The sequence below is a fragment of the Cronobacter muytjensii ATCC 51329 genome (genome assembly GCF_001277195.1).
In the GTDB taxonomy this organism is placed as follows: Bacteria; Pseudomonadota; Gammaproteobacteria; order Enterobacterales; family Enterobacteriaceae; genus Cronobacter; species Cronobacter muytjensii.
On sequence record NZ_CP012268.1, the window covers coordinates 1,587,747 to 1,603,227 of the forward strand.

Consider the following 15,481-nt stretch of genomic DNA (forward strand, 5'->3'; position numbering starts at 1 on the left):
CAGTCCAGGAGAATATTCAATGGCTGCCATTAATTCGAAAGTGAAAAAAGCAGTAATCCCGGTTGCGGGATTAGGAACCAGGATGTTGCCGGCCACGAAGGCGATTCCAAAAGAGATGCTGCCGCTGGTGGATAAACCGTTAATTCAGTATGTCGTTAATGAGTGTATTGCCGCTGGCATTACTGAGATTGTTCTGGTCACTCACTCCTCAAAAAATTCCATCGAAAACCACTTCGATACCAGCTTTGAACTCGAAGCGATGCTGGAAAAACGCGTTAAGCGCCAGCTGCTGGAAGAAGTGCAGTCTATCTGCCCGCCGCACGTTACCATCATGCAGGTGCGTCAGGGCCTTGCGAAAGGTCTGGGCCACGCGGTCATGTGCGCGCATCCGGTTGTCGGCAACGAGCCGGTTGCGGTTATTCTGCCGGACGTGATTCTGGATGAGTTCGAATCCGATCTCTCTCAGGACAACCTGGCGGAAATGATTAAACGCTTCGACGAAACGGGCCGCAGCCAGATCATGGTTGAGCCAGTCGCCGATGTGACCGCTTACGGCGTAGTGGATTGCCAGGGCGCGCAGCTGCAGCCGGGCGACAGCGTGCCGATGGTCGGTATCGTCGAGAAACCGAAAGCCGATGTGGCGCCGTCTAACCTCGCGGTAGTGGGTCGTTACGTGCTTGGCGCGGACATCTGGCCGCTGCTGGCGAAAACGCCTCCGGGAGCGGGTGACGAAATCCAGCTGACCGATTCCATCGCCATGTTGATGGATAAAGAAACCGTTGAGGCTTACCACATGAAAGGTAAGAGCCACGACTGCGGTAACAAACTGGGTTATATGCAGGCCTTCGTTGAATACGGCGTTCGCCACAATACGCTGGGTGAAGAGTTTAAAGCCTGGCTCAACGATACCGTTGGCGACAAGAAGTAATTAATCACCCAGGACAACGTGAATGAAAGTAACCGTATTTGGTATTGGCTACGTGGGGCTGGTACAGGCTGCTGTACTGGCGGAAGTTGGGCACGACGTGATGTGTATCGACGTTGACGCCAACAAGGTTGAGAACCTGAAAAAGGGGATCATCCCGATTTATGAACCCGGCCTCACGCCGCTGGTGAAGAAGAATTATGAAGAAGGGCGTCTGCATTTCAGCACTGACGCCGCAGAAGGCGTTAACCACGGCGTGATGCAGTTTATCGCCGTGGGTACGCCGCCGGACGAAGACGGCTCCGCTGACCTGAAATATGTGACGGCGGTAGCCCGTACCATCGCCCAGCATATGACCGGCCATAAAGTCGTGCTGGATAAATCCACCGTTCCGGTGGGCACTGCCGATAAAGTGCGTCAGGTGATGAGCGAAACGCTGAAAGCGCGCGGCGCGGATTTCCCGTTCGACGTGGTTTCTAACCCGGAGTTCCTGAAAGAGGGCGCCGCGGTTGCAGACTGCATGCGTCCTGAGCGTATCGTCGTCGGCACCGACAACGATGATGTTGTCGAACTGCTGCGCGAACTCTATGAGCCGTTCAACCGCAATCACGATCGCATGATCCTGATGGATATCCGCAGCGCAGAGCTGACCAAATACGCCGCCAACTGCATGCTGGCGACCAAAATCAGCTTTATGAACGAGATCTCCAACCTGGCGGAACGTCTGGGCGCGGATGTTGAAAAAGTGCGCCAGGGCATCGGCTCCGATTCCCGTATCGGCTACCACTTTATCTATCCGGGTTGCGGCTACGGCGGCTCCTGCTTCCCGAAAGACGTGCAGGCGCTGATCCGCACCGCGGAGCATATCGGTTACGTACCGCGTCTGCTGCGCGCGGTGGAAGACGTCAACAACGATCAGAAAATGAAGCTGCCGGAATTCATTCGCCGTCATTTTGGCGACAATCTCGAAGGCAAAACTTTCGCGTTGTGGGGTCTCTCCTTCAAACCGAATACCGACGACATGCGTGAAGCCTCAAGCCGCGTGCTGATGGAAGAGCTGTGGAAACATGGCGCGACCGTTCAGGCTTACGACCCGGAAGCGATGGATGAAACCCAGCGCATTTACGGACATCGTGCGGATTTACGTCTGATGGGCACCAAAGAGGCGGCGCTTCAGGGCGCGGACGCGCTGATTATCTGTACCGAGTGGCAGGCATTCCGCGCACCGGATTTTGATTTCATTAAAAATTCCCTGAAAGAACCGGTTATCTTTGATGGTCGTAACCTGTATGATCCGGCAAGGCTCAGCAAACGCGGCTTTGTTTATTATGCAATTGGCCGTGGAGCATCTATCAACATTGCATAATTAATGAGGGTCGTATGAAATTTCTGGTTACCGGCGCAGCAGGCTTTATTGGTTTTCATGTCAGTGAACGTCTGCTGGCAGCCGGTCACCAGGTTATCGGTATCGATAACCTGAATGACTATTATGACGTCAATCTGAAACTTGCCCGCCTCAATCTTCTTCAACAAAACACCGCATTTCATTTCGAAAAAATTGATCTGGCCGATCGTCAGGCAATGGAATCCTTATTTGCGCAGCATCAACCGCAGCGCGTCATTCATCTGGCGGCGCAGGCTGGCGTGCGTTATTCACTGGAAAATCCTCATGCTTATGCGGATGCGAACCTTACCGGCCATTTAAACGTTCTGGAAGGTTGCCGCCATCATAAGGTTGAGCATTTATTATACGCTTCATCAAGCTCAGTTTATGGGCTTAACCGTAAAATGCCTTTTTCCACTGACGATTCCGTCGATCATCCGGTCTCTTTATATGCGGCAACGAAAAAAGCCAATGAGCTGATGTCGCATACTTATTCGCATCTGTATGGTCTGCCGACAACAGGGCTGCGCTTTTTTACCGTATATGGGCCGTGGGGCCGTCCGGATATGGCGCTGTTTAAATTTACCCAGGCGATTGTCAAAGGCAGCAGCATTGATGTTTATAACCACGGGCAGATGCGTCGCGATTTTACTTATATCGACGATATTGCTGAGGCTATCGTCCGCCTACAGGATGTTATTCCTCAGGCCGACCCGCAGTGGACTGTGGAAAACGGCTCTCCAGCCACCAGTTCCGCGCCTTATCGTGTTTATAATATCGGCAACAGCGCACCCGTTGCGTTAATGGATTATATTTCCGCTCTGGAAAAAGCGCTTGGCAAAGAGGCGCAGAAAAATATGCTGCCGATGCAGCCGGGCGACGTGCTGGAAACCAGCGCTGATACCTCCGCGCTTTATAATGTTATCGGTTTTAAACCGCAGACCTCAGTGGAAGAGGGCGTAAAACGCTTTGTAGAGTGGTATAAGGCGTTTTATAACGTGACCGACTAGCCAACAGGGCTTCCTGCCCGAAAGCCTCTTATGCGTTGTGAGAGGCTTTAAAAAAAACCCGCCGAGGCGGGTTTTTTTATACAGCACCGAAAGCACTGTCTGGCGAAATTAATCCTTGATCAGGAAATCGTCCAGTTGTTTACCCTGCTCGTCGATCGCTTTTTTGATCACAGCAGGCGTACGGCCCTGGCCAGTCCAGGTTTTGCTTTCGCCGTTTTCGTCGGTGTAACGATATTTAGCCGGGCGTGCAGCACGTTTAGCTTTAGTACCGGTTTTAGCGGCAGACATGCTGTTCAGCAATTCATTCGGGTCAATACCGTCAGCAATCAGCATTTCACGGTACTGCTGTAATTTACGAGTACGTTCTTCGATTTCCGCAGCGGCGGCGCTTTCTTCTTCACGGCGCTCATTTACAACCACTTCTAATTTCTCCAGCATCTCTTCCAGAGTTTCCAGAGTACATTCTCTCGCCTGTGCACGAAGAGTACGGATGTTGTTCAGAATTTTAAGTGCTTCGCTCATTGTAGTAATCTCAAACTTATAATGGGGTGGTGTGTTGAGCTAATAATAGAGCCTTAAATTCAGTTCTGCAATAGCCCCAAATGTAAGGAAGTCAAAATATCGGATTATTTGTGGTCATTTAAAAACGCGAAACTTAAATTTTCCTTGAACTGACGCACAAAGTTACTGGCGCTAAACTGCCGCACCATCCGCGGTGCCTGCCCCGAATTCTCGGAGAAACACCATTTTTTAAGGGATTATTATTGGTTGGGAAAAATATGCTCCCTTTGTATTAGTGGAGTCGCCAATGGTTACGGTGGGGGAGATATTAGAATAGTAAGCGAGCAATGGTTATTTGATTAACCGCCTGAAATGGCGGCTATCTCCACAGTTTATCCACAATGCGCGGTGCGAATTTGTTTCAACATGTTGTGCACAGCGCCTTTCGCGTATCGCTATATAAGAAATGTCTGCGCCAGGCAAAGGCAGCTACACGCCGGTTACAGAGAATATGATACACTGGCTGCAACGTACCAACACTTAAGCCAGGGTTATCGAGCAGATGGCGCAACTTTATTTTTACTATTCGGCAATGAATGCCGGTAAATCGACAGCATTACTTCAGTCGTCATATAACTATCAGGAAAGGGGAATGCGCACGCTGGTTTATACCGCAGAAATTGACGACCGTTTTGGCGCTGGTAAGGTCAGTTCGCGCATAGGATTATCCTCGCCTGCAAAGCTTTATAATCAGCAGACCTCTTTATTAAATGATATTCGCGATGAACATGAGCAGGCGCCTGTTCATTGCGTCCTGGTGGATGAAAGCCAGTTTCTGACCCGCGAACAGGTATATGAACTGTCAGATGTGGTCGATAAGCTGGATATTCCTGTGCTTTGCTATGGCCTGCGTACCGACTTTCGCGGCGAGCTGTTTAGCGGTAGCCAGTATCTGCTGGCCTGGTCTGACAAACTGGTCGAACTGAAAACGGTCTGTTTCTGTGGGCGCAAGGCGGGTATGGTGCTTCGTCTCGATTATGAAGGACGGCCTTACAACGAGGGCGAGCAGGTCGTTATTGGTGGCAACGAGCGCTATGTTTCGGTGTGCCGGAAGCATTATAAAGAGGCGCTGGAAAAAGGCTCTCTGAAAGCCGTACAGGGCCATTAAAACGGCGCAGGCAGTTAAAGGGTTATTCTCACCGTATAAAGCCTCAGAATCGCGCTGAGGCTTTTTTTATTGGTGATGGAACTGCTGCGGCCCCGGTGTCACTCTGTTCGGGGCTCCTGTCGCTCACGGCGCCGCTCAGATGCGGACTCGGATCGGGCCAGGTAAAGATTATCAATGGTGATACGCAGCGACAGAACGCGATTCATAAGAGCGGAGCGTTGTCGGGCAGAGGCGCATTGCAAACGGCGGGTTAATTTCTTCAAGCATAAAAAAACCCGCCAGGCGGCGGGTTTTTGCGTTTAAACACGCTTAAACGGTTTTCTTCGCTTTTTTGTCAGCTTTCAGGATAACCGGAGCGGTTTCCGTCTGGGTTGCTTCTGCGCCTTCTTTAAATTCACGGCCATAGAAGCTATCCAGCAGGATCTGTTTCAGCTCAGAAATCAGCGGGTAGCGCGGGTTGGCGCCAGTACACTGGTCATCGAAAGCATCTTCAGAGAGTTTATCCACATGCGCCAGGAAGTCTGCTTCCTGAACACCAGCCTCACGGATGGATTTCGGAATACCCAGCTCCGCTTTGATGCTTTCCAGCCACGCCAGCAGTTTCTCGATTTTCGCTGCGGTACGGTCGCCCGGCGCAGAGAGACCCAGATGGTCAGCCACTTCAGCGTAGCGACGACGCGCCTGCGGACGGTCATACTGGCTGAATGCGGTCTGCTTGGTCGGGTTATCATTCGCGTTATAGCGAATAACGTTGGAGATCAGCAGGGCGTTCGCCAGACCGTGCGGAATGTGGAACTGAGAGCCCAGTTTATGCGCCATAGAGTGACACACGCCCAGGAAGGCGTTCGCAAACGCGATACCGGCGATGGTGGCTGCACTGTGCACACGCTCACGCGCTACCGGGTTTTTCGACCCTTCATGATAGGACGCCGGCAGGTTCTCTTTCAGCAGTTTGAGCGCCTGCAGCGCCTGGCCGTCAGAGAATTCAGAAGCCAAAACAGAAACATAAGCTTCCAGCGCGTGGGTGACCGCATCCAGACCGCCAAAGGCGCAGAGGGATTTCGGCATATCCATGACCAGGTTGGCGTCGACAATCGCCATATCCGGGGTCAGCGCGTAGTCCGCCAGCGGATATTTCTGACCGGTTTCGTCGTCGGTGACCACTGCGAACGGCGTAACTTCTGAACCGGTACCTGACGTTGTGGTGACAGCGATCATTTTCGCTTTCACGCCCATTTTCGGGAACTTGTAGATACGTTTACGGATATCCATAAAGCGCAGCGCCAGTTCTTCGAAGTGGGTCTCCGGATGTTCGTACATCACCCACATGATTTTCGCGGCATCCATCGGGGAGCCGCCGCCCAGGGCGATGATGACATCCGGTTTAAAGGAATTCATCAGTTCAGCGCCTTTGCGCACAACGCTCAGAGTCGGGTCAGCTTCTACTTCAAAGAACACTTCGGTTTCAACGCCAGCCGCTTTCAGCACGGAGGTGATTTGATCGGCATAACCGTTGTTGAACAGGAAGCGGTCAGTCACGATCATGGCGCGTTTATGACCATCAGTAATCACTTCATCCAGCGCAATCGGCAGTGAGCCGCGACGGAAGTAGATAGATTTCGGAAGTTTGTGCCACAACATGTTTTCAGCTCGCTTAGCAACGGTTTTTTTGTTGATCAGGTGTTTCGGACCAACGTTTTCAGAGATGGAGTTACCACCCCATGAACCACAACCCAGAGTCAGGGAAGGCGCGAGCTTGAAGTTATACAGGTCACCGATACCACCCTGAGACGCAGGGGTGTTAATCAGGATACGTGCCGTTTTCATCATCTGACCGAAGTGCGCGACACGTTCAGGCTGGTTGTCCTGGTCGGTGTACAGACAAGAGGTGTGGCCGATACCGCCCATCGCGACCAGTTTCTCTGCTTTTTCTACCGCGTCTTCGAAATCTTTTGCGCGGTACATCGCAAGCGTCGGAGAAAGTTTTTCGTGAGCGAACGGCTCGCTTTCGTCAACAACGGTCACTTCACCAATCAAAATTTTGGTCGTAGCCGGCACGGTAATACCTGCCATTTCGGCAATTTTCACCGCAGGCTGACCTACGATTGCCGCGTTAAGACCGCCATTTTTCAGGATGATGTTCTGCACCGCTTTGAGTTCAGCGCCCTGCAGAAGGTAGCCGCCATGCGTCGCGAAACGTTCGCGAACGGCGTCGTACACAGCGTCAACTACCACGACAGACTGTTCAGATGCACAGATAACGCCGTTGTCGAAGGTTTTGGACATCAGTACAGAAGCAACCGCACGTTTAATATCCGCGGTTTCGTCGATAACCACCGGCGTGTTACCGGCACCTACACCGATAGCAGGCTTACCGGAGCTGTATGCGGCTTTCACCATGCCCGGCCCACCGGTCGCAAGGATAAGGTTGATATCCGGATGGTGCATCAGCGCGTTAGAGAGTTCGACGGAAGGTTCGTCGATCCAGCCGATGAGATCTTTTGGCGCACCCGCAGCAATCGCAGCCTGCAGGACAATATCGGCCGCTTTATTAGTGGCATTTTTAGCGCGCGGATGTGGAGAGAAGATGATGGCGTTACGCGTCTTCAGACTGATCAGAGATTTGAAGATAGCGGTAGACGTCGGGTTAGTCGTTGGGACGATACCACAGATGATGCCGATAGGTTCGGCGATGGTGATAGTCCCGAAGGTGTCATCTTCAGACAGTACACCGCAGGTTTTCTCGTCTTTATAGGCGTTGTAGATATACTCGGAAGCAAAGTGGTTTTTGATCACTTTATCTTCGACAATACCCATTCCGGATTCGGCAACGGCCATTTTAGCGAGGGGAATTCGAGCATCTGCAGCGGCCAGAGCGGCGGCGCGGAAGATTTTGTCAACCTGTTCTTGGGTGAAGTTGGCATATTCACGCTGGGCTTTTTTGACGCGCTCGACGAGGGCGTTCAGTTCAGCGACATTAGTAACAGCCATAATGCTCTCCTGATAATGTTAAACTCTTTTAGTAAATCATCTGCTCGAAACGACAGTATAGTCAGCCCCAAACAGCGTGCGTTACAGACAGGTTTACCAGCAATACGACCAGTAACCTTCGCTGATTTACTAAAAGAGCCTTGCCTGAAAACATTTATCTGGAAAATGTTTTACTCCCTGGCGGCATCATCAAGATACTCACTTCTGAGTAGCAAAAGCGTGATCTAAATCAATTTAACCCCATGCTGACTCCTTTCAGCAGCCCTTTAAAGGGTATTTCAGCGATGGTTAATATATTTGCTACAGCTTCGGAAATTTAAATTACCATAAAACTAACAAAAGAATAACACAGGTCGACGCGGTCAATTGAGCGCGAGATCCAGAATGCATTAAGGCGCAATGGCATAGCGTAAGCAGGGGTTTTGGATTACATTACGCGACGCCGTTGCCCTACCAATCTGCGGAGCTTCCCTTGAATTCAATGTTGTTTGATTTGCCGACGTTTTTTAAATTTTTTATTGGCCTTTTCGCGCTGGTAAACCCGGTGGGCATCATTCCCGTTTTTATTAGCATGACCAGCTACCAGACTGCGGCCGCGCGCAATAAAACCAACCTGACGGCCAACCTGTCTGTTGCCATTATTCTCTGGACCTCACTTTTCCTGGGTGACGCCATCCTCCAGGTTTTCGGCATTTCTATCGACTCGTTTCGCATCGCGGGCGGCATTCTGGTGGTGACTATCGCCATGTCGATGATCAGCGGGAAGCTGGGCGAAGATAAACAAAACAAACAGGAGAAGTCGGAAACGGCGATTCGCGAGAGCATCGGTGTGGTGCCGCTGGCGCTGCCGTTAATGGCGGGGCCTGGCGCTATCAGTTCAACCATCGTCTGGGGGACGCGCTACCACAGCTGGCAATATATGCTGGGCTTCACGCTCGCCATCGCGCTGTTCGCCGCCTGCTGTTGGGGCGTCTTTCGCCTGGCGCCCTGGCTGGTGCGTCTGCTTGGTCAGACGGGCATCAACGTCATTACCCGTATCATGGGCCTGCTGCTCATGGCGCTGGGTATTGAATTTATTGTGACAGGGATAAAAGCGTTGTTTCCAGGGCTGGTAAGTTAGTCATTTCCTTTCATCGAAAAAGCGGAGCGAAAGCTTCGCTTTTTTCTTTTAATATTAGCATTTCCTATCACACGCCTCGCTTCGCTTTTTATCTCATAACTTTATCTGATATCTGCTAAAGCATTATTAAAACAAAGAATTACACGGGCCGTTACATCCCTGCCGTTCATAAATAAAGCAATCAGTCTGTTATTTTTGTCACATGATACTTTGAGTATTGATGCGGGTTTAACGAAATGTTATTAGTAATTTCAACGCCACCGCAGATAAATGTGCTAATTTTTGTCCAGTTGTTAACTTTATGTTGCGATCCGGGGTGCGCAGTGTCACACCGTCAGGAGAACGCTGCTTTATGGTTCAAACGATTGTTTTATAAAGAAAAAACCTCAAGAACCTTCCTTTTTATAAACTCTGGTGTAAGGCCTGCTGGCGCGACAAAAGAGAAGCGGTTAACAAATTTGTAAATTGTATTGGCGCACAATTCACGCATTTGATACTTTCCGGCAAAACATTTGCCTGCGAATTATCAGCAGATGAGAATGATTTTCGTATGAAAGCGCTTTCCTTCAACAGGACGCGCGAAAAGAGACTGCCCTTAAACAGGGAAGGGCAGAAAAAGAATCGACGCCAGGCTGCCAGAGAGCGGCCGTGATAAATAAAGTCGGTGATAGCAAGTAGTAAAAAGAAAAACCACCTGGCAGACGCGAAAGCTCCTGCGCTGCACAGGTCCCCATAAAGGGGAGAACGGGCTGACTTTGGTCAGTAATAATAATGAGTGGAGTACCAACACAATGTCCATCATCACAAAAAAAAGTCTGGTAGCTGCGGGGATCCTTTCTGCGCTAATCGCGGGTAACGCAATGGCTGCGAATGTTCCTGCGGGTGTGCAACTGGCGGAAAAACAGACGCTGGTGCGCAATAATGGTTCGGAAGTCCAGTCTCTCGACCCGCACAAAATTGAAGGCGTGCCTGAGTCGAACATCAACCGCGATCTGTTTGAAGGTCTGCTGGTGACCGACCTGGAAGGCCACCCGAGCGCGGGCGTTGCCGAAAAGTGGGATAACAAAGATTTCAAAGTCTGGACCTTCCATCTGCGTAAAGACGCGAAATGGTCCAATGGCGAGCCGGTCACAGCACAGGATTTCGTTTACAGCTGGCAGCGTCTGGCTGATCCGAAAACCGCCTCTCCGTATGAAAGCTATCTGCAGTACGGCCATATCACCAATATCGACGACATCATCGCCGGTAAAAAACCGGCCACCGATCTCGGCGTAAAAGCGATTGACGACCACACGCTGGAAGTGACTCTGAGCGAGCCGGTGCCTTATTTCTATAAGCTGCTGGTGCACTCCTCTATGTCTCCGGTGCCGAAAGCCACCGTTGAGAAATTTGGTGAGAAATGGACCCAGCCGGCAAACATCGTTTCTAACGGCGCATACAAACTGAAATCCTGGGTGGTGAACGAGCGCATCGTGCTTGAGCGCAATACCAACTACTGGGATAACGCGAAGACTGTTATTAACGAAGTCACCTATCTGCCTATCTCTTCTGAAGTGACGGACGTTAACCGTTACCGCAGCGGCGAAATCGACATGACCTATAACAACATGCCGATTGAGCTGTTCCAGAAGCTGAAAAAAGAGATCCCAAAAGAAGTGCACGTCGATCCGTACCTGTGCACTTATTATTACGAAATCAACAACCAGAAAGCGCCGTTTAACGATCCGCGCGTACGTACCGCGCTGAAACTGGGTCTGGATCGCGACATCATCGTCCACAAAGTGAAAAATCAGGGCGACCTGCCGGCGTATGGTTATACCCCGCCGTACACCGATGGCGCGAAATTCACCGAGCCGGCCTGGTTCAAAATGACTCAGGAGCAGCGAAACGCTGAGGCGAAAAAACTGCTGGCGGAAGCAGGCTACACGGCTGATAAACCGCTGACATTCGATCTGCTGTACAACACCTCCGACCTGCATAAAAAACTGGCGATCGCCGCCGCGTCTATCTGGAAGAAAAACCTGGGCGTGAACGTGAAGCTGGAAAACCAGGAGTGGAAAACTTTCCTGGATACCCGTCATCAGGGCAACTTCGACGTGGCGCGTGCGGGCTGGTGTGCAGATTACAACGAACCGACCTCCTTCCTGAACACCATGCTGTCCAACAGCTCGAACAACACCTCGCACTATAAGAGCGAAGCGTTCGATAAAGTGATGCAGGAAACGCTGCAGGTCTCCGACGAAGCGCAGCGTAGCGAGCTCTACAACAAAGCAGAGCAGCAGCTGGATAAAGATTCAGTCATCGTGCCGGTGTATTACTACGTGAACGCCCGTCTGGTGAAACCGTGGGTGGGTGGTTACACCGGGAAAGACCCGCTGGATAATATCTACGTTAAAAACCTGTATATTATCAAACATTAATGGCAATTCGTGGGGCAGGGCTTTCTGCCCCACTGTGTCTTATTTTTCCGTGAGTCAAAGGCACACGCCAGAAGGTACGGGCAATGTTGAAATTTATTTTACGTCGCTGTCTGGAAGCGATTCCGACGCTGTTTATTCTAATTACTATCTCCTTCTTTATGATGCGTCTCGCGCCGGGCAGTCCTTTTACCGGCGAACGTAATCTTCCGCCGGAAGTCATGGCGAATATCGAGGCGAAATATCATCTTAACGACCCCATCATGACCCAGTACTTCAATTATCTGAAGCAGCTGGCGAAAGGTGATTTCGGTCCGTCCTTTAAATATAAGGACTATTCGGTTAACGATCTGGTGGCCTCCAGTTTCCCGGTTTCCGCTAAATTAGGCGCCGCAGCGTTTTTACTTGCGGTGGTGCTGGGCGTCGCGGCAGGTGTGATGGCCGCGCTCAAGCAAAACACCAAATGGGATTTCGCCGTCATGGGGGTGGCGATGACCGGCGTGGTCATTCCGAGCTTTGTGGTGGCGCCTCTGCTGGTGATGATCTTTGCAATAACCCTGCACTGGCTGCCTGGCGGTGGCTGGAACGGCGGGGCGCTGAAATTCATGATCCTGCCGATGGTCGCGCTCTCTCTGGCTTATATCGCCAGCATCGCGCGTATCACTCGCGGCTCGATGATTGAAGTGCTGCATTCCAACTTTATCCGTACCGCTCGCGCCAAAGGGCTGCCGATGCGTCGCATTATCTTGCGCCACGCGCTGAAACCCGCGCTGCTGCCGGTGCTCTCCTACATGGGACCGGCGTTTGTCGGGATCATCACCGGTTCAATGGTTATTGAAACCATTTATGGCCTGCCGGGTATCGGCCAGCTGTTCGTGAACGGCGCGCTCAACCGCGATTACTCGCTGGTACTGAGCCTGACGATTCTGGTCGGCGCGCTGACCATTCTGTTTAACGCGATCGTCGATGTGCTGTATGCCGTTATCGATCCGAAAATTCGTTACTGACACTGGAGTACGCCATGATGTTGAGTAAGAAAAACAGCGAGGCGCTGGAAAACTTCAGTGAAAAACTGGAAGTAGAAGGGCGTAGCCTGTGGCAGGATGCCCGCCGTCGCTTTATGCATAACCGCGCGGCGGTGGCGAGCCTGATTGTGCTGGCCATTATCGCGCTCTTTGTAACCCTGGCGCCGATGCTGTCGCAGTTCAGCTATTTCGATACCGACTGGGGCATGATGTCGAGCGCGCCAGATACCGAATCCGGTCACTGGTTCGGCACCGACTCCTCCGGGCGCGACCTGCTGGTGCGCGTCGCTATCGGCGGGCGTATTTCGCTGATGGTTGGCGTCGCGGCGGCGCTGGTGGCGGTGATCGTCGGCACGCTCTACGGTTCGCTTTCCGGCTATCTCGGCGGCAAAGTGGATTCGGTGATGATGCGTCTGCTGGAGATCCTCAACTCCTTCCCGTTCATGTTCTTCGTCATTCTGCTGGTGACCTTTTTCGGTCAGAACATCCTGCTGATTTTTGTTGCTATCGGGATGGTCTCCTGGCTCGACATGGCGCGTATCGTGCGCGGCCAGACGCTGAGCCTGAAACGTAAAGAGTTCATCGAAGCAGCCCAGGTCGGCGGCGTGTCGACGGCCAATATCGTCGTGCGTCATATTGTGCCGAACGTGCTGGGCGTCGTGGTGGTTTACGCCTCGCTGCTGGTGCCGAGCATGATCCTCTTTGAATCCTTTTTAAGCTTCCTCGGCCTCGGTACGCAGGAGCCGCTCAGCTCCTGGGGCGCGTTGCTGAGTGATGGCGCCAACTCGATGGAAGTGTCGCCCTGGCTGCTGCTCTTCCCGGCGGGTTTCCTGGTGGTCACCCTGTTTTGTTTTAACTTTATCGGCGATGGTCTGCGTGATGCCCTCGACCCGAAAGATCGTTAAGGAGTGCCGCCATGAGCACCATTGAACTCTCTGCGCCGCAGACTGCCGCCGCGTCACAAGCGACGCTGCTGGATGTTAAAGATCTGCGCGTCACCTTCGGGACGCCTGACGGCGACGTGACTGCGGTCAACGACCTGAACTTCAGCCTGCGCGCCGGTGAAACGCTCGGTATCGTCGGCGAATCCGGCTCCGGCAAATCCCAGACCGCGTTCGCGCTGATGGGCCTGCTCGCCGCCAACGGCCGCATCGGCGGCTCGGCAAAATTCAACGGCCGTGAAATCCTCAACCTGCCGGAGCGCGAGCTAAACCGCCTGCGCGCCGAGCAGATTTCGATGATTTTCCAGGATCCGATGACGTCGCTGAACCCGTATATGCGTGTCGGCGAACAGCTAATGGAAGTGCTGATGCTGCATAAAGGCATGGGCAAAGGCGAAGCGTTTGAAGAGTCGGTCCGCATGCTGGATGCGGTGAAAATGCCGGAAGCACGCAAGCGCATGCGTATGTATCCGCACGAGTTTTCGGGCGGTATGCGTCAGCGCGTGATGATTGCGATGGCGCTGCTGTGCCGTCCCAAACTTCTGATTGCTGACGAACCGACGACCGCGCTCGACGTCACCGTCCAGGCGCAGATCATGACGCTCCTGAACGAGCTGAAGCGTGAATTCAACACCGCCATCATTATGATCACCCACGACCTCGGGGTGGTGGCGGGCATCTGCGACAAAGTACTGGTGATGTACGCGGGCCGCACCATGGAATATGGCAAAGCGCGCGATGTCTTTTACGATCCGGCGCACCCGTATTCCATCGGTCTGCTGAACGCCGTACCGCGTCTCGACGCGGAAGGGGAATCGCTGCTCACTATTCCAGGCAACCCGCCGAACCTGCTGCGCCTGCCGAAAGGCTGTCCGTTCCAGCCACGCTGCCCGCATGCGATGGAGATCTGCAGCACCGCGCCGCCGCTTGAGGAGTTCGCTCCAGGCCGCCTGCGCGCCTGCTTTAAACCGGTGGAGGAGCTGAAATGAGCACCGTAGCTGAAGAGAGAAAAGTCCTGCTCGAAGTGGCCGACCTGAAGGTGCATTTTGACATCAAAGACGGCAAACAGTGGTTCTGGCAGCCGTCCAAAACATTAAAAGCGGTCGATGGCGTAACGCTGCGCCTGTACGAAGGCGAAACGCTGGGCGTGGTGGGTGAGTCCGGCTGCGGCAAATCTACCTTCGCGCGCGCCATTATTGGCCTGGTAAAAGCCACCAGCGGCCGCGTCGCGTGGCTTGGCAAAGATCTGATGGGTATGAAGCCGGAAGAGTGGCGCGATGTGCGCAGCGATATCCAGATGATTTTCCAGGATCCGCTGGCCTCGCTGAACCCCCGTATGACCATCGGCGATATCATCGCTGAGCCGCTGCGTACCTATCATCCGAAAATGTCGCGTCAGGAAGTGCGTGACCGCGTCAAAGCGATGATGATGAAAGTGGGCCTGCTGCCAAACCTGGTTAACCGCTATCCGCATGAGTTTTCCGGCGGCCAGTGCCAGCGTATCGGTATCGCCCGTGCGCTTATCCTGGAGCCGAAGCTCATCATCTGCGATGAACCGGTCTCCGCGCTTGATGTGTCGATTCAGGCGCAGGTTGTGAACCTGTTGCAGAAATTGCAGCGCGAAATGGGCCTGTCGCTGATTTTTATCGCCCACGATCTGGCGGTGGTGAAGCACATTTCCGATCGCGTGCTGGTGATGTATCTCGGTCACGCGGTCGAGCTTGGCACCTATGATGAGGTTTATCATCATCCGCTACATCCTTACACCCGCGCGCTGATGTCGGCGGTGCCGATCCCGGATCCGGATCTGGAAAAGAACAAGACCATTCAACTGCTGGAAGGCGAGCTGCCATCGCCCATTAATCCGCCGTCTGGCTGCGTGTTCCGCACCCGTTGCCCAATGGCCGGCCCGGAATGCGCCCAGACGCGACCGGTGCTGGAGGGCAGTTTCCGCCATGCGGTTTCCTGCCTGAAGGTGGACCCGTTATAATCGCAAGGG

At 52.9% G+C, this 15,481-nt stretch carries 12 protein-coding genes; 10 read left to right on the forward strand and 2 right to left on the reverse strand.

What is annotated here, in order from left to right; translation table 11 throughout:
* Positions 1–19: 19 nt before the first annotated feature.
* Genes galU through AFK63_RS07400 form a run of 3 tightly spaced genes read left to right on the forward strand, consistent with a single transcriptional unit; the run spans position 20 to position 3,319 of the window.
* Entirely contained in the window at positions 20–928 is a 909-nt protein-coding gene (gene galU, locus AFK63_RS07390; RefSeq protein ID WP_038862564.1) for a UTP--glucose-1-phosphate uridylyltransferase GalU, read from the forward strand.
* Between the two features lie 22 nt (positions 929–950).
* On the forward strand, positions 951–2,291 hold the full coding sequence (locus AFK63_RS07395) for a UDP-glucose dehydrogenase family protein (protein WP_038862565.1): 1,341 nt from the start codon (positions 951–953) through the stop codon (positions 2,289–2,291).
* A 14-nt stretch (positions 2,292–2,305) separates the two neighbouring features.
* On the forward strand, positions 2,306–3,319 hold the full coding sequence (locus tag AFK63_RS07400; RefSeq protein ID WP_038862567.1) for an NAD-dependent epimerase: 1,014 nt from the start codon (positions 2,306–2,308) through the stop codon (positions 3,317–3,319).
* A 108-nt stretch (positions 3,320–3,427) separates the two neighbouring features.
* On the opposite strand, the gene hns is transcribed toward AFK63_RS07400, so the two are convergent.
* Entirely contained in the window at positions 3,428–3,841 is a 414-nt protein-coding gene (gene hns, locus AFK63_RS07405; RefSeq protein WP_007679581.1) for a histone-like nucleoid-structuring protein H-NS, read from the reverse strand.
* Positions 3,842–4,382: 541 nt separating this feature from the next.
* Between hns and tdk the strand changes: the two genes are divergently transcribed.
* Positions 4,383–4,988 carry a thymidine kinase gene (gene tdk, locus AFK63_RS07410; protein WP_038862569.1) on the forward strand — a complete coding sequence of 202 codons (606 nt, stop codon included), beginning with the start codon at positions 4,383–4,385 and terminating at the stop codon, positions 4,986–4,988.
* A 309-nt stretch (positions 4,989–5,297) separates the two neighbouring features.
* Here the strand turns inward: tdk and adhE are convergent, their stop codons facing one another.
* Positions 5,298–7,979: a bifunctional acetaldehyde-CoA/alcohol dehydrogenase gene (gene adhE, locus AFK63_RS07415; protein ID WP_038862570.1), complete on the reverse strand. Its 2,682-nt coding sequence runs from the start codon at positions 7,977–7,979 to the stop codon at positions 5,298–5,300.
* A gap of 481 nt (positions 7,980–8,460) precedes the next feature.
* Here adhE and AFK63_RS07420 point away from each other — a divergent pair, with 481 nt between their 5' ends.
* From AFK63_RS07420 to oppF, 6 genes are all read left to right on the forward strand, one after another.
* Positions 8,461–9,099 (forward strand): YchE family NAAT transporter, encoded by a 639-nt coding sequence (locus tag AFK63_RS07420; RefSeq protein ID WP_038862572.1) that lies wholly within the window; start codon positions 8,461–8,463, stop codon positions 9,097–9,099.
* Between the two features lie 791 nt (positions 9,100–9,890).
* A complete protein-coding gene (gene oppA / locus AFK63_RS07425; protein WP_038862573.1) occupies positions 9,891–11,519 on the forward strand; it encodes an oligopeptide ABC transporter substrate-binding protein OppA in 1,629 nt (542 codons plus the stop codon).
* An 83-nt stretch (positions 11,520–11,602) separates the two neighbouring features.
* Complete coding sequence (gene oppB, locus AFK63_RS07430) at positions 11,603–12,523, forward strand: oligopeptide ABC transporter permease OppB (RefSeq protein ID WP_038862574.1); 921 nt, start codon at positions 11,603–11,605, stop codon at positions 12,521–12,523.
* 14 nt (positions 12,524–12,537) lie between these two features.
* The gene (gene oppC, locus AFK63_RS07435) at positions 12,538–13,446 is read left to right on the forward strand and encodes an oligopeptide ABC transporter permease OppC (protein ID WP_038862575.1); all 909 of its coding nucleotides are present in this window, start codon (positions 12,538–12,540) and stop codon (positions 13,444–13,446) included.
* Positions 13,447–13,457: 11 nt separating this feature from the next.
* On the forward strand, positions 13,458–14,471 hold the full coding sequence (oppD, locus tag AFK63_RS07440) for an ABC transporter ATP-binding protein (RefSeq protein WP_038862577.1): 1,014 nt from the start codon (positions 13,458–13,460) through the stop codon (positions 14,469–14,471).
* Entirely contained in the window at positions 14,468–15,472 is a 1,005-nt protein-coding gene (gene oppF, locus AFK63_RS07445; protein WP_038862578.1) for a murein tripeptide/oligopeptide ABC transporter ATP binding protein OppF, read from the forward strand. The genes oppD and oppF overlap by 4 nt, the downstream gene beginning before the upstream one ends.
* Positions 15,473–15,481 lie beyond the last annotated feature (9 nt).